Raw genomic sequence first — 16590 nt, forward strand, 5'->3', positions numbered from 1 at the left:
AGAGTGGTGAGGAAGCGATCAACCACCGCACGCTCAGCATGGCCGATTACACCGGTCCCAGCGAGCGGCGGCGGCAATTCGAGCGGGAACTGATGTGAAGCCAGCGCCACGCTGGCCACTGCATCCGGCACCCAGGGAAGCCGAAGCCCTGTCTTCGTGGCTCAACCGCGTGGCCCTTTGCTATCACATGGAAGTGTCCGAGCTGCTGGAGCACGATCTTGGTCACGGCCAGGTTGATGACCTGGACACCGCGCCACCACTGGCGCTGCTGGCGATGCTCTCCCAGCGGAGCGGTATCGAGCTGGATCGGCTGCGCTGCATGAGTTTCGCCGGCTGGGTGCCTTGGCTACTGGACAGCCTTGATGATCAGATTCCAGCCGCATTGGAAACCTATGCGTTCCAGCTCTCGGTACTGCTGCCGAGACTCCGCCGTAAGACGCGATCCATCACGAGCTGGCGTGCCTGGCTGCCCACCCAACCGATACACCGCGCCTGTCCGCTCTGCCTGAACGATCCGGAGAACCAAGCCGTACTGCTCGCGTGGAAGCTGCCCCTGATGCTGAGCTGCCCACTGCATGGCTGCTGGCTGGAATCCTATTGGGGCGTGCCAGGGCGGTTTCTCGGCTGGGAGAACGCCGACGCCGAACCGCGCACTGCCAGCGACGCGATTGCGGCGATGGACCAGCGTACCTGGCAGGCACTGACGACCGGCCACGTGGAGCTGCCGCGCCGACGCATCCACGCCGGATTGTGGTTTCGGTTGCTACGCACGCTTCTCGATGAGCTGAACACCCCGCTTTCGGCGTGCGGCACTTATGCGGGGTATCTCCGCCAAGTCTGGGAAGGCTGCGGGCATCCGCTGCGTGCTGGGCAAAGTCTGTGGCGGCCGTATGAAACCCTGAATCCGGCAGTACGGTTGCAGATGCTGGAGGCGGCGGCAACGGCAATCAGCTTGATTGAGGTGAGGGATATAAGCCCGCTAGGCGAGCACGCAAAGCTATTCTGGTCCGAGCCCCAAACCGGGTTCACCAGTGGCCTGCCGGCGAAAGCGCCGAAGCCCGAACCCGTCGATCACTGGCAGCGTGCAATCCAGGCCATTGATGAGGCCATCATTGAAGCACGACACAACCCCGAGACGGCACGCTCGCTGTTCGCGTTGGCTTCCTATGGTCGGCGCGACCCCGCTTCCTTGGAACAGTTGCGCGCCACCTTCGCGAAGGAAGGCATCCCCCCGGAATTTCTGTCACATTATGAGCCTAGCCTACCCTTTGCATGCCTTAGACAGAATGACGGGTTAAGTGACAAATTTTGACGTGCAGAGCTTCCCGATGCAAACTGTCACATAATCGAACGTATATGTGACAGGTACGACATGCTGATAGGCTACATGCGGGTATCGAAGGCGGACGGCTCCCAGGCTACCGATTTGCAGCGCGACGCGCTGATTGCCGCCGGGGTCGATCCAGTACATCTTTACGAGGACCAGGCATCCGGCATGCGCGAGGATCGGCCCGGCTTGACGAGCTGCCTGAAGGCGTTGCGAACTGGCGACACACTGGTCGTGTGGAAACTGGATCGGCTCGGACGCGACCTGCGACATCTCATCAACACCGTGCACGACCTGACTGGGCGCGGCATCGGCTTGAAGGTATTAACCGGGCACGGCGCGGCCATCGACACCACGACCGCCGCCGGCAAGCTGGTCTTTGGCATCTTCGCCGCCCTGGCCGAGTTCGAGCGCGAGTTGATCGCGGAGCGCACGATTGCCGGCCTAGCCTCGGCCCGCGCGCGCGGGCGGAAAGGCGGCCGGCCGTTCAAGATGACCGCCGCCAAGCTGCGGCTGGCGATGGCGGCAATGGGTCAGCCAGAGACCAAGGTCGGCGACCTGTGCCAGGAACTTGGCGTCACGCGGCAGACCCTGTATCGGCATGTTTCACCCAAGGGTGAGCTACGTCCAGATGGCGAGAAGCTACTCAGCCGAATTTGATGCCGGCATGAGGCAACGTAGCGACAGCGTGGTTTGTCTCAATGGGAAGCGCTCATGATCGATCTTTGAAGGCCCGCAGCAGTCGTGTCACAGACAGGACGAACAAGCCGGTCAGCGTGAGGGCTGCAATACCCCAGTTCTCCCCGATGAACGCGCCAGCCGTCGTGCCGGCCAGCACAATGGCGAGAATCGGCAAATGGCAGGGACAGGTGAGCACGGCCAGCGCGCCCCACACGTAGCCGGTGAACGGCTTGTGCGTCTCGGCCGGCAAGCGCTCGGGGTTGTTCATGGCAGACTCTCCGCGTGCTGTGCCGCCTTGGTCGGCATGGCGGCCAACTGCACTTCCAGATCGGCCAACGCTTCGCGCCGACGCTCGACGAACTGGCGCAGAACGGCAAGCTGCGCGGCTGTTTCATCGCGGTCCGCCGCATCCAGCGCCCGATACAGCCGCGCCAGTGCGTCCAGGCCGATGCCCGCCTCGAAGGCCGCCCGCACGAAGCACAGCCGTTGCAAGGCGGCGTCATCGAACAAGCCGTAGCCGCCTGGTGTGCACGCCACCGGGCGCAGCAATCCGCGCAGCAGGTAGTCGCGCACGATATGCACGCTCACCCCGGCATCAAGAGCCAGCCGGGACACCGTGTAGGCGTTCATTGAACACCTCCTTTTTCTCACCCGGCGCAGCAGGAAAGCTGCTTCACATCCTTGTTGAAGGTCTGCGCCGCGAGCTTCAACCCCTCGACCATCGTCAGGTAGGGGAACAACTGGTCGGCCAGTTCCTGCACCGTCATGCGGTTGCGAATGGCCAGAGCCGCCGTCTGGATCAGTTCACCCGCTTCCGGCGCGACCGCCTGTACGCCGATCAGCCGATGGCTGCCTTCCTCGATAACCAACTTGATGAAGCCGCGTGTGTCGAAGTTGGCGAGCGCACGCGGCACGTTGTCCAAGGTCAAGGTGCGGCTGTCGGTCTCGATCCCGTCGTGGTGGGCTTCCGCCTCGCTGTAGCCCACGGTCGCCACTTGCGGATCGGTGAACACCACGGCCGGCATTGCGGTCAGGTCGAGCGCCGCATCGCCGCCGGTCATGTTGATCGCGGCACGGGTGCCGGCCGCTGCCGCCACATAGACGAACTGCGGCTGGTCGGTGCAGTCGCCGGCCGCGTAGATGTTCGGGTTGCTCGTGCGCATGCCTTGGTCGATGACGATGGCACCTTGCGCATTGACAGTGACCCCCGCTGCGTCCAGCGCGAGGCTGCGCGTGTTCGGTGTCCGACCGGTGGCAACCAGCAGTTTGTCGGCGCGCAATTCACCGTGCGTGGTGGTCAGCACGAATTCACCGTCCATATGGGCGACCTGGCTGGCTTGCGTGTGCTCCAGCACCTCGATGCCCTCGGCACGGAAAGCGGCTGTCACCGCCTCGCCGATGGCCGGGTCTTCACGGAAGAACAAGGTATTGCGCGCCAGGACCGTGACCTTGCTGCCCAGCCGGGCAAAGGCTTGCGCCAGCTCCAGCGCCACCACCGACGAGCCGATTACGGCAAGGCGTTCGGGAATGGTGTCGCTCGCCAGGGCCTCGGTGGAAGTCCAGTAGGGTGACTCTTTCAAGCCCGGAATCGGCGGGACCGCCGGGCTGGCACCCGTGGCGACCAGGCAGCGGTCGAACATCACGACGCGCTCGCCACCCTCGTTCAAACGGACGGTAAGGCTCTGGTCGTCCTTGAAGCGCGCCTCACCGTGCACAACGGTGATGGCCGGATTACCGCCCAGGATGCCTTCGTACTTGGCGTGCCGCAGTTCGTCGACGCGGGCCTGCTGCTGGGCCAGCAGCTTACTGCGGTCAATCGTAGGCACAGTTGCCGCAATACCGCCATCGAACGGGCTTTCCCGGCGCAGATGGGCGATGTGGGCGGCGCGGATCATGATCTTGGACGGCACACAGCCGACATTGACGCAGGTGCCGCCGATGGTGCCGCGCTCGATCAGCGTGACCTGCGCGCCTTGCTCGACGGCCTTCAGCGCCGCCGCCATCGCGGCTCCACCGCTGCCAATGACCGCTACCTGCACCGGGGGCTCGTTGCCACTGTGCTTTTCGGCGGCGGCCATCCATCCCCGCACCTTGTCGAGCAGTCCGACGCGGTTGTCCGCCAGTGGCGCATCGGCTAGCGTTGCCTTGTAGCCCAGTCCGGCCACGGCGGCAGTCAGCGCGTCCGGCGATGTGCCCGGCACGATGGCGAGTTGCGCTGTGCCCTTCGGATAGGACACCAGCGCCGACTGCACGCCTGGCACTTTTTCCAGCGCTTCCTTGACGTGCGCCGCGCACGAGTCGCAAGTCATGCCGGTGATTTTTAGATGGGTCATGCAACAGATCCTTTATCGTTTGTGGCGCCAGACAATGACGTCCGTTGTGCTGCGGTGCCGTTTTCAGTGACTCACTGCTTGACGCTGGACGGATAGCCCGCGTCTGCGGTTGCCTTGGTCAGCTTCTGCACGCTGGTCTTGGCATCGTCGAAGGTGACGACCGCTTGGCGTGTCTCGAAAGTCACGTCAACTTTGCTGACGCCTTCGACCTTGGAAATCGCCTTCTTGACAGTGATCGGGCAGGCGGAGCAGGTCATGCCCGGTACGGACAGCGTGACGGTCTGGGTGGCGGCCCAGACGGGGGCAACAACGGCGGCGAGGGCGAGGGAGGCAAACAGTTTCTTCATGGTGAACTCCGATCAGTAGAAAAATGGCATGACGTAGGGAAATCCGAGCGCGACCAGAACCAGCGCGGCCACGACCCAGAAAATGAGCTTGTAAGTAGCGCGCACTTGGGGAATCGCACACACATCCCCTGGTTTGCAGGCTTGCGCCGGTCGGTAGATGCGCCGCCAGGCGAAAAACAGCGCCACCAACGCCGCGCCGATGAAGATCGGGCGATAAGGTTCCAACACCGTCAAGTTGCCGATCCAAGCGCCGCTGAACCCCAGGGCGATCAGAACCAGCGGCCCCAGGCAGCAAGCCGAGGCGAGGATGGCGGCTAGCCCGCCAGTGAAGAGCGCCCCGCGCCCGTTTTGAGGTTCAGACATACGCTTGTCCTTTCAAATCTGGATTGGATAGCTTAAGCTTACTTCCGTACCAATGTACGGAGTCAAGCGATATGGAAAAAAATTTGGAGAATCTGACTATTGGCGTTTTCGCCAAGGCGGCCGGGGTCAACGTGGAAACAATCCGGTTCTATCAGCGCAAGGGCTTGTTGCCGGAGCCGGACAAGCCCTATGGCAGCATCCGCCGCTATGGCGAGGCGGATGTGACGCGGGTGCGCTTCGTGAAATCAGCCCAGCGGTTGGGCTTCAGCCTGGATGAGATCGCCGAGCTGCTGCGGCTGGAGGATGGCACCCATTGCGAGGAAGCCAGCAGCCTGGCCGAGCACAAGCTCAAGGACGTGCGCGAGAGGATGGCTGACCTGGCGCGCATGGAGGCCGTGCTGTCTGATTTGGTGTGCGCCTGCCATGCGCGGAAGGGGAACGTTTCCTGCCCGCTGATTGCGTCACTGCAAGGGAAGAAAGAACCGCGCAGTGCGGACGCGGTGTAGCCCGAGGGAACTACGCCTTAGCGTGCTTTATTTTCCGTTTTCTGAGGCGACTCCAACGTCAGAAAAGACCGTGCGGTCGACTTTTGATATTTCGTGCTGTCGCCTTCTGAAAGTGACAGCGCGGCACGGGAATCAAGGCATTGCGATTCTCGAAAATAGTTCTTGAAATTCTATTCTTGATTGCATATCATCTCAACGAGTTTCGATAAGAAAGGATGCCCATGCGACCGTCTGTTGTGCTTGACATGAAGCGAAGCGCAGTGCGTGAAGCGGTAGGCCGCTTTCGCGCCGCGAACCCGCGCGTCTTCGGCTCGGTGCTGCATGGCACCGACCGGGATGGCAGCGACCTCGACCTGTTGGTCGATGCGCTGCCCGGTGCCACGTTGTTGGACTTGGGCGATTTGGAAGAAGAACTGAAATCGCTGCTCGGCGTTGACGTCGATCTGCTGACTCCCGGCGACCTGCCGCCGAAGTTCCGGGCCAAGGTGCTCGCGGAGGCGCAACCGATATGAGCGAGAACCGCCTGCCCGATTACCTCGACCACATTCAGCAGGCCGCAACCGATGCGCGCAGCTTCGTGGAAGGGATGGCCAAGGACGACTTCTTGGCCGACAAGCGCACCCAGCAGGCCGTCATCATGAGCCTGATCGTCATCGGCGAGGCGGCCACAAAGGTGATGGATGGCTACGTCGAGTTCACCCAGGCGCATGCCGACGTGCCGTGGCGCAGCATGCGCAATATGCGTAATCGCATGGCTCACGGCTATTTCGACATCAACCTCGATGTGGTGTGGGAGACGGTACAGGAATGGCTGCCGGCGTTGCTCCAGCAATTGCCCGCCGTGCGTCAGGATGCCGACGATGAAGACCGTAACGACAAAGGCATGGAGCCATGACCAATCAAGCCGCCGATGTTCGGCCCCTCTGGCGTGTTCGATCCCGCGACCTATGAGCCGCGCTCGGGCAAGACCTTCTGGATGGCCGCAACGGACGAGAGTTCGCTGGTGGGCAAGGAGGCAGCAGCCGACACGCTCATCGGCAACTGCACGACCGCACGACCAGCCTCCCGTTCAAATTCGAGTTAGAACTCATATCCAGCCTGTCTGGGGGCACTGTGAAAGAGGGATCTCCGATGACTGTTGAATCGAGAATATTTTCTGTAGCCGAGTATGTTCAGCCGTCCGAAGGCGAGCCTATTCGTTCCGTTGTGCTTGAAACCCGAGACTCAATTATCGTGGTTTGGCATGTCCATCCCGGGCAGGAAATTGCGGCTCACATTCATCCTCACGGCCAAGACACGTGGACTGTTTTGTCGGGAATGGCTGATTACTTTCAGGGCAATGGGATTGTTCGTGCCCTCAGGGAAGGTGAGATAGCCGTGGCAAGACCGGGCCAAGTGCACGGGGCGCGAAATACAGGTACCGAGCCATTTGTGTTCGTCTCGGTTGTGGCATCAGCCAATGCCGGTTTCGTATTGGCTGAGCGATAGAGCCCAATCTCTGGAGTTGGTCCAATGAGCGGTCGGGGAGATAGGTAACAGACATGCAGCGGACACGGCTGCTAAACCAGGTCGCAAACCTCCTTGCGTCGCAGCGTGCCGCAAGCGACGCGATCAATCGAATGGGGTCGGCATGAGACTGAACACCATCCAGTTCCCGACCGCGTAGCCGCCTGTCCTGCCGATCAGGTCTTGACCATCGACGCCTGGGATCAGTCCTGAATGTTCTTGGAGACCACTACGTTATGAGCCGCAGCCGCCGCAAAACACCCATCGTCGGGCACACGACCTGCGGCAGCGAGCGCGAGGACAAGAAGCTCTGGCATCAGCGCTGGCGCACCCGTGAGCGCACGGCGCTGACCAGCGCGTCGCCCGAAGCCCTGAGCGCCCATCTGCCCCTGCTGGAAAACCAGGCCAGCAGCGTCTGGTCGATGGGCAAGGATGGCCGCTCCTACTGGCCCGTCAAGCGCCAGGCCGCCACGGCGGATCGCATCGCCAATCACAAGGGACGCAACCCGCAAGAACGCGCCTCCCTGAAAAAGCGCCTGCTGCGCAAGTGGATGAGCAAATGAAGCTCTCCTTCCATCAGCACATTGCGCTGTTCTGGATGATCGGTGCTCCGGGCGTCTTCGCGCCCGTGATCGAGAACGCCAAGCGGCCCGATGCCGGCGCCGTCATGGCGTGGGGTGTCGCGATCGTGGCGGTGATGATCCTCTTCACCCCTTTGCTGCTGCGCTGTCCACCATTCCGGCGCTGGTATGGCCGGACGGATGCGCTGTCGGAGCGGCAGCGCCAGGCGCTTGCCGAGCGCGGCCTGCGCCGCTACTACCAGACCGCTTTCGATGACGGCTACGTGCCCCGCGTGATGCCCTACGTGTGGCGCATCATCTGGACGGTCGGCGGGTTGATGGCTGTGACCGCCGTACTGCCTACCAACACCGGACGGCCAGCCTTCGATGCCTTGGTGGTCTTCTCGACCTGGTATCCGATAGGCGTGATGCTGCTGGTTTTCGCGTCGAGGCCCCTTGGCCGGTTGATTCGCCAAAGAGCACAGGAGCGGCGGAAATGAGCACGTCAACCATCGAGGCGCTGGCCAGCGCCTGGGCAAGGATTGCCGAGGAAGCGGAATTCCCCGCTGACTACGAGGGGACTGCCACACCACAAGCGCATCGGGCTAGCGAAGCTATTCAGGAGCAGATTCGGGAGCGCATCGTCGCCACCAACGACATGCGGCTGTTCAGCCTGCTGCACCTGCTGGGTCAGGCGTCGCTGCGCATGGAGCAAGCGCTGTGGCCGGAGGATTACGAGCGGATGACGCGCGAGGTTGAGGAAGCCCTGCGGCAAGCCACCGACGCCAACGCCAGATCGTACACCCACGAAGAAGTGATGCAGGCGATGCAGGAACGCATCGACCGGGCGCGAGACAAGCCATGTTGATTGGCTATGCGCGCGTCTCGACGCAGGATCAGAACCTGGAGCTGCAACGCGAAGCCTTGAGCAAGGCCGGATGTAAAAAGGTCTTCGAGGACAAGGTGAGTGGCACGCGGGCAGACCGGCCTGGCTTGGCCAAGACGCTCGAAATGCTGCGCGAAGGCGATACTTTGGTCGTCTGGAAGCTCGACCGGCTGGGCCGGTCGGTCAAGCAACTGGTCGATCTGGTCGGCGATCTGCACAAGCACGGTGTCCAGTTCAGGAGCCTCACCGACTCCATCGACACCGGCACACCATCCGGGCGGTTCTTCTTCCACGTCATGGCGAGCCTTGCCGAAATGGAGCGCGAGCTGACCGTCGAGCGCACCCGCGCCGGGCTGGAAGTCGCCAAGCAGCGCGGCCGCAAAGGCGGCCGCAAGCCGAAGATGACCGACAGCAAGATCGAGTCGGCCAAGAAGCTGCTGGCCAGCGGGGTGCCGCCCAAGGACGTGGCCAAGAACCTCGGCGTGTCCATTCCGACGCTGTACCGCTGGGTGCCAGCCTCCACGCACGCTTAGCGTGCTTTATTTTCCGTTTTCTGAGACGACCCCTATCCGTACAACCCGAACGGTTCGCCGAACGGCCTGACCGCCGTGACCACCGCCGATGGCCGCTTCACGATCATGATGCCGCACCCCGAGCGCGTCTTCCGTACCGTGCAGATGTCGTGGCACCCGGAAAACTGGGGCGAGGATTCGCCGTGGATGCGCATGTTCCGCAACGCCCGCCGCTGGGTGGGCTAAGCGAGTTGGTTGCAAAAAAAGGGAGCGCAAAAGCGCTCCCTTTTTTTACACAGGAAAATTTACTGTTTTTTCAGCAGTGGGTAACCTTGAACAAATACCCGGTCGGTCTGCGCGGCAGGAATGTGACAGGCCTGACAATCTGCCTTGTAGCTGCTAGCTGCGTTTTTCCGCGGATCGTCCGCCTTGTACATGGCCCAGCCCCAGCCGTCTTCCCAGAGCGGATTGCCCGGGAAACGCCCTTTCCCGTCCTTGATCATGACGAACCACACCGCCGGGTCACCCGCCCAATGTACCGGGTTGCCCGTGGTCAGGGGGCCGGTTTCCAGGTTGCGGATTTCCTTGACCAAGGTTGCACCATCCGGAAATACCCCGGTTTTGCGGTAGTGATCCAGTGATTTGCGTTCCGTGTAGACATCGTGGAAGCCGCGCGCTGCCGATTTATCGTCGGTAACCGCCCACGAGCCAAGGTGGACGAAGTCGCTGCGAAAGTTTTTGGGCAGATTGATCTGGCCCTTGCCATCGACGTAGGGTGAGAATGAATCTGCTGCCAGCAATGGCATGGCGAGTGTCGACGCGATTGCTGCAATGACGAGTTTTGTTTTCATGGTTACGCTCCTTTTACCTCGGTTTACCGTCGGAAACGCCATTGAGGGAGGCGTTTCCGACAATGCGGCAGGACTAGACCTTGACGGCCGGAAAATCGACTTCGGTACCTGCGACGTGATTGGCGTAGTTGGTCAGTGTGTTCAGGGCGACTGCCGCCACCACTTCTAGCATCAGTCCGTCATCGACACCGGCATGGCGATACGCTTCCAGATCGGACGAATCCAGCTTGCCGCGCTGTTCCGTCAGCTTCCTGGACAATCCGGCAAGTGCCGCATCCAGCCGGGTCGCGGCATTGCCGTTGCGAGCCTGGGCGATATCATTTGAATTGAGGCCGGCGCCTTGTCCGAGTAGGGTATGCGCGCTCAGGCAATACTGGCAGGCATTGGCTTGACCGACGGCCAGTGCAATGATTTCCCGTTGTGCCGACGTCAGGCGCCCACCGCCGAGCGTGTCGGCGAGACCCAGATAGCCCTTCAGCACCGTCGGTGCGTGGGCAAGCGTGGCAAAAAGATTGGGAACCATGCCCAATTTGCCTTTGACGGCGGAAAGCGTGCTGGCTACCTCGGCATTGGCGTTTGCAGGATTGATGGGGTGAATAAAAGGCATTTCGATCTCCTGGTGATGTCATGCAAAAGTGCATGGGATGGATGATCGGCGTTTTTTTGATACGATATAAATCGATTCGTATCAAATTGCATACTAGGAGTATCATTCATGGACAGGCTTGCGGTACTGCTGCAGCACTACACCCTGAGCACGGAGGTCTTTCATACAGGCCAGTTCTGCGGCCAGGCGGTTTATGACAGTCCGCATGGTTTTCTGCATCTATTGCGGAGTGGGGCTGTCCGGGTGACTTCCGACCGGCACCCGCCATTGCATTTGAATGAACCTTGTTTGTTGCTTTATCCGCGTCAGGCACGCCATGTTTTCATCACGCAGGATGGTGAAGCAGCGGATTTGATTTGTTCCCGAATCGATCTCGGCTCGGTGGCGGGAAATCCGATTGCGCGCGCCCTGCCGGATATCCTCCATGTTCCATTTGCCAAGGTTCCGGAAATGAAAGCGACGCTGGATTTGCTGGTTCAAGAATCCAATGGCTCGTTGTGTGGACGCCAGGCCGCGATGAATCGTTTGTCGGAACTGCTCCTGATCCATCTCCTGCGCTACCTGATGACCAGCGACTCGGTGTCAACGGGTTTGCTTGCAGGCCTGGCCGACAAGCGCTTGTCGAAGGCGATCACGGCCATGCACGAACAGCCGGCGGATGCCTGGACGCTGGAGGGATTGGCCGATGTTGCTGGGATGTCGCGGGCGCGCTTTGCAACCGTATTCCGGGAAACTATCGGCTGCACGCCCGGCGCTTATCTGGCGGCATGGCGAATCAATCTGGCTGGCAAGCACCTGCGCCAGGGAAAGTCGGTGGCATGGACCGCCGATGCCGTTGGTTACGGTAGCGCAGCGGCCCTGGCGCGGGCTTTCCGTATCAATAAAGGACTGTCGCCCGGACAATGGCTGAAGACAGCTGAATAGTGCCGCATTGAACCCACTGGTAGCGGAGCATCCTGGCGATGCACCTCTTCAATCGGTTTGGGCAATAAAAAAGCAGCCATCAAGGCTACTCTTCGTTGAGTACAAACCAGAGGCGGGGAGGATTGCCTATCCGTCGGTGAGAACGGCCCGAGCATCGTCGAGATGGGCAATCAGCCGATGCGCAGCTTCGTTCAGGTCGGGAAGCAGCAGGTCGGCCGAGTCGCCAAGGCCGTTGTTGCTCAGATCAATGATCTCGTTGGCCAGGGCATGAAAATGCCGGTCGGCAGCCAGCAGTGCAGCCAGTACGCTGTTGTTGCCTTCTGCTACCCGCGGCGTCAATTCCACCTCCAGCGAACAGCAACGATGCTCCGACAAAGGCATGTCGGCATAATCCCCGCCGGCAAAGGCGTTGAGGAATTGTCGCCGCCACTGGTTGTGCAAGCGTATGGCGCTGTCGATGTCGATACGCTTCATGAGGGTCGGCCGGGAATCATGAAAAATTCCCCGAAAACTGCCTACTCTTCTGAATTAAAAAGCGAATCTTGATTGTCAACGCTATTTTTCTTGGCGTTGGTGCTCTTCGCCTGTGGCGACTGTAATGTCGCGAGCTTTTCAAAGACTTTCTCGTGGCTAGCGGCAACGGCTTTTGCCGCCATCAGTTCGGCTGCCAGCCGCTGCCCCGTTTCCATGCTCTCCCTTAGCTTGCAGAGGTTCGCTTGGTTTTCCTTGTCCAGATCGGACACTCGCCCGTTGGCTTGCGCCAACTGATCCGTCAACTGTTGGATTTTCACCTCGGCAACGGCCAACTGCTCTTTGACCGAGCGCAATGTTCGTACTTCGCCATCGTGTCGATGAAGTTCACTGTGCGCATGGGTGAGCTCGCTTGATAGACGGGCATTGTCCTCATGACTGCGGATGAGTTCTTGCTGTTTCGCGTTTGCCGTTTCCTTGGCATTACGCAACTCCCCCTGCAAGAACTGGATCTGCTGTTCGAACTGGCGCTGATCCTGCTCCCGTTGTTCCTTCGCTGCGGTTCGGAAATGCGCCAGTGCCTCGCGGGCGTGTTGGTGCTTTTCCTCCAGCGACACACGGTGCGCTTCTTCCTTTACCAGTTGCCCTTCCATGTCCTGGATGCGCTGAGCCATTTGTGCCCGAACGATTCTCTCTTCTTGGAGCACGCTTAGTATTTCGCTGTGGGCTGCTTTCTCTGCACCCAACTCCAGGGCCTGGCGTTCAGACTGGCTGCGAAAGGATTCCACTTCATTACGTAATGTGGCGATGGTGTCGTTCAGCGCCGCAATTTCTGCCTTGTGCTTATCGGTCAGAGCCGCCAAACGCTGATCAGCTTCTTCATGCAGGCGTTCTGCGAGCCTGGCAGCCAGATCCTGGATGGCTTCACTGACCGCGACCTGGGTACCGGTACTGCCGCCTTCCTCTTCTTCGATTTCCTTCAGATAGCGGTGAATCGTGCCTTTCGAGCCGGTATCGCCTAACTCGCTGCGAATTGCGTCGATCGATGGGTAGCGCCCCATCGCCAACAGCTTGTTACGCGCTCTGACGACTTCTGACTTGTAGATTCCTGCTCTGGCCATGGCATCCTCGTATTTCATACCGTATTACGTATTACGATATTACATACTAATCAAACGAAGTTCAATGCAGCGAAAGTAGCAAATATAAGACGCGATAATGGTTGATTATTTGTTGTGATAAGCAATCGAGCGGAAAACTCATGTAAGAGTGGAACGAAATAAACGGTTTGCTTCCTGACAATTTTCGTACGAAAACTTTCAAAAACGTAACGCAGGGGTCAGCTTCTTGTTGGTATCGGAATCCTAAGATGGCATCACGGTTGGACGAGATGAGTCCGACACGATTAACCCGATTTCACAAGGAGAGAACCATGAAAACGAAATTTTCCCAACTGGCCCTGATTGCAGCGATTAGCTTTGCTGCAGCTGGAACGAGCTACGCTCACGAGGATTATTCCGAGGCTGGCACCAATCATTGGCTGAGTCATGTTTCAGAAGCCAAGGGCGCGCCCACAGCCAATCAACTGGCCCCGTATGGCTACGCTGCGTCGAGAAATGCCGATCGCGAAGTCACGCTGTCTAGCGGAAGCAAGTATCTGAACGTCACCCGCTTGGAGACCATCAAGATCAATCTTGGTGGCAAGAGTGTCGTTTGGACCTTCGATACGTTGGGTACCGCCTCCTTCCCGCTCTCCAAGATCGTATCGGGCGCTGATGGTATCACCGTGTATGTGACCGAAAACCCTGCCTACCAGGGCGGTTGATTAACCTGACTGCTGGGTGACGGAATCGTCATCCAGCAGTTGGCAAATTGTCAGGAGCCCCCCCCTACTATTCACATTGCAGTACAACACTTTCTAAGGAGATGAACATGTTGAAGAAAATGCTCGCAATCCTAGCCCTGAGTTCTCTGGGTGTTTCCGCCTATGCCGTTGATGCATCCCAAGTTGAGAAGTCCATCGAACTCAAAGACGGCTCGACGGTTTATATCTTCAAAGACGGCAAGATGGGGATGGAAGACAAGTATGGTCGCGCAACCTACATGGAGTCCGGCCACGTAATGGAAACCAAGGATGGCAAAAAAATCATCATGAACGGTAACGAAATTTGGCGCGTTGACGAATTGCTGCACAAATACCATCGCGGCTAAAAGACGCCATTTGCCTCATCCTTTAGCGGCTCCTTCGGGAGTCGTTCTCATTTTGAAATACCGTTCAAGCATCGCCTTCAATTCCTGACTCCATTGGGCATGATCTCTGGATTGGCCTTGTGCGTATAGCACCGGAGCAACTTGCCGGAAGACGGCATGAATCTTGGGGTCGAAATGCTGGGCATCTTCCCGTTCCATGATGCTCAACGTCTCTTCCAATGACAAGGCTGGCTTGTACGGGCGAACGGATGTCAATGCGTCAAACACGTCGACCAGGGCAAAAATCCGTGCGGCAAGCGGGATCACCTCTCCCGAAAGTCCGTCTGGATAGCCTTTCCCGTCAAAGCGTTCGTGATGATGCCGGATGGTCTTCTCGGCACCGGCCAACCAGGGATTGCCGGCGACGATCTCGATGCCCAGTACGGCGTGAGTCTGCATGACCTGAAATTCTTCGCTCGTCAGCCGTCCAGGTTTCAACAAAATTTGATCCGGAATACCGATTTTTCCAACGTCGTGGAGAAAGGCGCCCAGCACCAGTTCGGTAATGGTTTCCTTGTCAACGCCCAGCGCTTCGGCAAGTGTGACCGCATAGCAGGTAACCCGGTAGTTATGGGCGTCGGTGTCCGCATCACGCTTGGCGATGGCGTTTCCAAGGGAACGCAGCAACGAAAGATTGGACTCCAGGAGACGAGACGACAATGCCACCGTTTGGCCCAGCAGTCCTGACATTAACGGGTAAAGCAACAGCGCTGCTGCGAATACAGATATCGAGGCCGTCAGCACAGCCCCGCGAATCTGCTGTTCTCTCTCGTGCAGCGCCGAGCGGGACACCAGGGTGATTCCCTCAACATAGCCGGCAAGTCGGCCATCATTGGTGCTCATCGGCAGAATGACCTGAACCAGTTCTTCGCCCGCCACCGAAAATCGTTTGCTATGGCTGCCGGGAGGTGTCGGCCATGGATGGCGCTGTTGTCGGGCGATCTCTTTCAGTGCCTCGGGGATTGGCCGCCAAGCATCAAACACCATCTCCGTATTGGGCGCAAAAACTCGAATCCCGACAAACTCATCGGTCAGCAACTGAGCTATCGCGGAATGGCCATCACCTTTCTCTCCGCTGACCGTCATCTGCATGGCGGGCGACTCGAAATGCCTGACCCCCGCTATGGCGCGCTCAAGGGTGCGCTGTTCTACGCGATACGATTCGACCCAGTAGGCAAGACCTCCCGCGAGACTGCCAACCAGAAGCGCACCGATACCGAGGCGCCGCGCCAACATGCGGCGCAATTGCCGGGGGGTTTCGGGAAGCGCCAAGGTTCTCATCTTAAATTCTGCAGCAATTCCATGAAGTGTTTGAAATGCCCGCTGACGCGATCTAGGGAAAACTGGTACATCAGCGAATTTTCCGAGAATTTCTGTCGCTCGGTATCCATTTCCACCGTATTGCCATCGGCAGCAGTTTGATACGGTACATGGTACTTCAGGGGGAATGGTGGTGCCTGCATTCCCCCTGACAGATGGCTAGTAGCGGTGGTAGCCAATGGCAGCGATCCCGATACACCTTTGACGATTTGGGCGGCTTCTTCGATGTCAATATCGACGGCCTTGTAGCCAGGTGTATCGGCGTTGGCGATGTTCGAGGCCAGAAGCTGCTGCCGATAGACACGAACCCCCAGCATTTTCTGCTGAAAATCATGGCCGGCATGACCCCCTTGCCCGACTGAGAAGTGGTTCGGATGGGCAGATGCCGTGTTGGATGCCATTCCGGGAACTTGTCCGCCATGAGCGGGGTGGCCGGCACTGGGGTTGTTGGCTTTTTGGGCAATCGCCTGATTTAATGCTTCGGAGAACGCTCCGTTGTCGATGTTGCCTGGCGCTCCTCCATGCCCCTCATGTCCACCTTGAACCGAAGGTAACGGGGTGTTGGCGGACGGGGGAATGGATGGGAGTCCCGCCATGGCAGCGATTACTCGTTCATGATCAGGATGGCCTTCACCGGATCGATCTGGCCGCCGTCATGCCATTTCAGACCACTGTCCGCCACGGCCGGCTCTGCCAGGCATCCATGATTGCATTCGACGATCCAGCGTTTCTGAAGCACCGTTCGACAATAGTTGTAGGTCAGCATCTTCGGGTCACTGCCGACCGCAAGCGCCAGCGTGCGACATACACATCGATCGCCGTGCTCTGCCGGTTTGCGGATATCCATGGCTGAAATGCAGAGGCCCCGATTTCGGGGCCTCTGCGGGACGGTTACTTGCCATCTCGCGGATGGTAGTGCTTGCTCTGATCCTTGGCCGCCTTGGGTTTCTCGGCTTTAGCATCTGGCATGCTTTGCGGCATGCCGGTTTTTTCCTGGACATGGGAATGCGGCTTGGCAGCAGCCTTGTCAGCCTGTCCTTCGGCGGCCTTCGGGGCACCAGCCTTGTCATCGGCATAAGCGGCACCAGACATGGCGGCACCGGCGAAAAGAACGGCGGCGATGAGGGAAGAGATTTTCATGATCTT

At 59.3% G+C, this 16590-nt stretch carries 26 protein-coding genes and 2 pseudogenes; 15 read left to right on the top strand and 13 right to left on the bottom strand.

Translation table 11 applies throughout. The features are described from left to right. From Q0P59_RS17300 to Q0P59_RS17310, 3 genes and pseudogenes are all read left to right on the top strand, one after another. Positions 1-98, top strand: a pseudogene (locus Q0P59_RS17300) (transposase); the annotation flags it as partial. Continuing rightward, a complete protein-coding gene (locus Q0P59_RS17305; RefSeq protein WP_295008604.1) occupies positions 95-1312 on the top strand; it encodes a TniQ family protein in 1218 nt (405 codons plus the stop codon). The pseudogene Q0P59_RS17300 and the gene Q0P59_RS17305, both read left to right, overlap by 4 nt. A 60-nt stretch (positions 1313-1372) precedes the next feature. Beyond that, on the top strand, positions 1373-1987 hold the full coding sequence (locus tag Q0P59_RS17310) for a recombinase family protein (RefSeq protein ID WP_000904941.1): 615 nt from the start codon (positions 1373-1375) through the stop codon (positions 1985-1987). A 52-nt stretch (positions 1988-2039) separates the two neighbouring features. Here the strand turns inward: Q0P59_RS17310 and merE are convergent, their stop codons facing one another. The 5 genes from merE to Q0P59_RS17335 all read right to left on the bottom strand — a co-directional run bounded on the left by merE (position 2040) and on the right by Q0P59_RS17335 (position 5051). Next, a complete protein-coding gene (gene merE, locus Q0P59_RS17315) occupies positions 2040-2276 on the bottom strand; it encodes a broad-spectrum mercury transporter MerE (RefSeq protein WP_106448356.1) in 237 nt (78 codons plus the stop codon). Continuing rightward, positions 2273-2638 carry a mercury resistance co-regulator MerD gene (gene merD / locus Q0P59_RS17320; protein ID WP_295008623.1) on the bottom strand — a complete coding sequence of 122 codons (366 nt, stop codon included), beginning with the start codon at positions 2636-2638 and terminating at the stop codon, positions 2273-2275. The genes merE and merD overlap by 4 nt, the downstream gene beginning before the upstream one ends. Positions 2639-2655: 17 nt before the next feature. Then, positions 2656-4341 (bottom strand): mercury(II) reductase, encoded by a 1686-nt coding sequence (gene merA, locus Q0P59_RS17325; RefSeq protein ID WP_003156770.1) that lies wholly within the window; start codon positions 4339-4341, stop codon positions 2656-2658. 71 nt (positions 4342-4412) lie between these two features. Next, the gene (gene merP / locus Q0P59_RS17330; RefSeq protein WP_003131987.1) at positions 4413-4688 is read right to left on the bottom strand and encodes a mercury resistance system periplasmic binding protein MerP; all 276 of its coding nucleotides are present in this window, start codon (positions 4686-4688) and stop codon (positions 4413-4415) included. 12 nt (positions 4689-4700) lie between these two features. Next, positions 4701-5051: a mercuric transport protein MerT gene (locus Q0P59_RS17335; protein ID WP_001294666.1), complete on the bottom strand. Its 351-nt coding sequence runs from the start codon at positions 5049-5051 to the stop codon at positions 4701-4703. A gap of 71 nt (positions 5052-5122) precedes the next feature. On the opposite strand from Q0P59_RS17335, the gene merR reads away from it, so the two are divergent. The 9 genes and pseudogenes from merR to Q0P59_RS17380 all read left to right on the top strand — a co-directional run. Continuing rightward, entirely contained in the window at positions 5123-5557 is a 435-nt protein-coding gene (gene merR, locus Q0P59_RS17340) for an Hg(II)-responsive transcriptional regulator (RefSeq protein WP_106448353.1), read from the top strand. Between the two features lie 221 nt (positions 5558-5778). Next, positions 5779-6069, top strand: a complete 291-nt coding sequence (locus Q0P59_RS17345; RefSeq protein WP_001247892.1) for a nucleotidyltransferase — start codon at positions 5779-5781, stop codon at positions 6067-6069. Beyond that, positions 6066-6452, top strand: a complete 387-nt coding sequence (locus tag Q0P59_RS17350) for a DUF86 domain-containing protein (RefSeq protein ID WP_003100872.1) — start codon at positions 6066-6068, stop codon at positions 6450-6452. Before Q0P59_RS17345 ends, Q0P59_RS17350 begins: the two co-directional genes overlap by 4 nt. A 236-nt stretch (positions 6453-6688) precedes the next feature. Continuing rightward, positions 6689-7045, top strand: a complete 357-nt coding sequence (locus Q0P59_RS17355) for a cupin domain-containing protein (RefSeq protein ID WP_003465043.1) — start codon at positions 6689-6691, stop codon at positions 7043-7045. A gap of 254 nt (positions 7046-7299) precedes the next feature. Then, entirely contained in the window at positions 7300-7626 is a 327-nt protein-coding gene (locus Q0P59_RS17360; RefSeq protein WP_003100858.1) for a hypothetical protein, read from the top strand. After that, positions 7623-8123, top strand: coding sequence for a hypothetical protein (locus Q0P59_RS17365; RefSeq protein ID WP_003100856.1), 501 nt, complete (start codon positions 7623-7625; stop codon positions 8121-8123). The genes Q0P59_RS17360 and Q0P59_RS17365 overlap by 4 nt, the downstream gene beginning before the upstream one ends. Beyond that, positions 8120-8491, top strand: coding sequence for a hypothetical protein (locus Q0P59_RS17370; RefSeq protein WP_003100853.1), 372 nt, complete (start codon positions 8120-8122; stop codon positions 8489-8491). Before Q0P59_RS17365 ends, Q0P59_RS17370 begins: the two co-directional genes overlap by 4 nt. Further along, positions 8485-9042, top strand: coding sequence for a recombinase family protein (locus tag Q0P59_RS17375; RefSeq protein ID WP_295008746.1), 558 nt, complete (start codon positions 8485-8487; stop codon positions 9040-9042). The genes Q0P59_RS17370 and Q0P59_RS17375 overlap by 7 nt, the downstream gene beginning before the upstream one ends. A 45-nt stretch (positions 9043-9087) precedes the next feature. Beyond that, positions 9088-9267: pseudogene (locus Q0P59_RS17380) on the top strand (phosphoribosylformylglycinamidine synthase subunit PurQ); the annotation flags it as partial. A gap of 59 nt (positions 9268-9326) precedes the next feature. On the opposite strand, the gene Q0P59_RS17385 reads toward Q0P59_RS17380, so the two are convergent. Both Q0P59_RS17385 and Q0P59_RS17390 read right to left on the bottom strand, forming a co-directional pair. Beyond that, entirely contained in the window at positions 9327-9872 is a 546-nt protein-coding gene (locus tag Q0P59_RS17385; RefSeq protein ID WP_295008748.1) for a cytochrome P460 family protein, read from the bottom strand. 73 nt (positions 9873-9945) lie between these two features. Beyond that, the gene (locus tag Q0P59_RS17390; protein ID WP_295008750.1) at positions 9946-10479 is read right to left on the bottom strand and encodes a carboxymuconolactone decarboxylase family protein; all 534 of its coding nucleotides are present in this window, start codon (positions 10477-10479) and stop codon (positions 9946-9948) included. A 108-nt stretch (positions 10480-10587) separates the two neighbouring features. On the opposite strand from Q0P59_RS17390, the gene Q0P59_RS17395 reads away from it, so the two are divergent. Beyond that, positions 10588-11403 carry an AraC family transcriptional regulator gene (locus Q0P59_RS17395; RefSeq protein WP_295008751.1) on the top strand — a complete coding sequence of 272 codons (816 nt, stop codon included), beginning with the start codon at positions 10588-10590 and terminating at the stop codon, positions 11401-11403. Positions 11404-11529: 126 nt separating this feature from the next. On the opposite strand, the gene Q0P59_RS17400 is transcribed toward Q0P59_RS17395, so the two are convergent. Continuing rightward, positions 11530-11877 carry a CZB domain-containing protein gene (locus Q0P59_RS17400; RefSeq protein ID WP_295008753.1) on the bottom strand — a complete coding sequence of 116 codons (348 nt, stop codon included), beginning with the start codon at positions 11875-11877 and terminating at the stop codon, positions 11530-11532. A gap of 41 nt (positions 11878-11918) precedes the next feature. After that, positions 11919-13013 (bottom strand): DNA-binding protein, encoded by a 1095-nt coding sequence (locus Q0P59_RS17405; protein ID WP_088179101.1) that lies wholly within the window; start codon positions 13011-13013, stop codon positions 11919-11921. Positions 13014-13306: 293 nt separating this feature from the next. Between Q0P59_RS17405 and Q0P59_RS17410 the strand changes: the two genes are divergently transcribed. Together Q0P59_RS17410 and copK are read left to right on the top strand one after the other, a co-directional pair. Next, positions 13307-13699 (top strand): CzcE family metal-binding protein, encoded by a 393-nt coding sequence (locus Q0P59_RS17410; protein WP_014237658.1) that lies wholly within the window; start codon positions 13307-13309, stop codon positions 13697-13699. A gap of 107 nt (positions 13700-13806) precedes the next feature. Further along, a complete protein-coding gene (copK, locus tag Q0P59_RS17415; protein ID WP_295008758.1) occupies positions 13807-14085 on the top strand; it encodes a periplasmic Cu(I)/Cu(II)-binding protein CopK in 279 nt (92 codons plus the stop codon). 15 nt (positions 14086-14100) lie between these two features. On the opposite strand, the gene Q0P59_RS17420 is transcribed toward copK, so the two are convergent. From Q0P59_RS17420 to Q0P59_RS17435, 4 genes are read right to left on the bottom strand one after another with little or no spacing between them, the layout of a single operon-like run. Then, a complete protein-coding gene (locus Q0P59_RS17420) occupies positions 14101-15405 on the bottom strand; it encodes an HD-GYP domain-containing protein (protein ID WP_295008760.1) in 1305 nt (434 codons plus the stop codon). Further along, positions 15402-16040, bottom strand: coding sequence for a flagellar basal body rod protein FlgB (gene flgB / locus Q0P59_RS17425; protein ID WP_295008762.1), 639 nt, complete (start codon positions 16038-16040; stop codon positions 15402-15404). The genes Q0P59_RS17420 and flgB overlap by 4 nt, the downstream gene beginning before the upstream one ends. 8 nt (positions 16041-16048) lie before the next feature. After that, positions 16049-16291: a hypothetical protein gene (locus Q0P59_RS17430; protein ID WP_295008764.1), complete on the bottom strand. Its 243-nt coding sequence runs from the start codon at positions 16289-16291 to the stop codon at positions 16049-16051. 44 nt (positions 16292-16335) lie between these two features. Further along, positions 16336-16584 carry a hypothetical protein gene (locus tag Q0P59_RS17435; RefSeq protein ID WP_226444022.1) on the bottom strand — a complete coding sequence of 83 codons (249 nt, stop codon included), beginning with the start codon at positions 16582-16584 and terminating at the stop codon, positions 16336-16338. Between the last annotated feature and the right edge of the window lie 6 nt (positions 16585-16590).

This window comes from uncultured Dechloromonas sp. (genome assembly GCF_945957265.1).
Classification (GTDB): Bacteria; Pseudomonadota; Gammaproteobacteria; order Burkholderiales; family Rhodocyclaceae; genus Azonexus.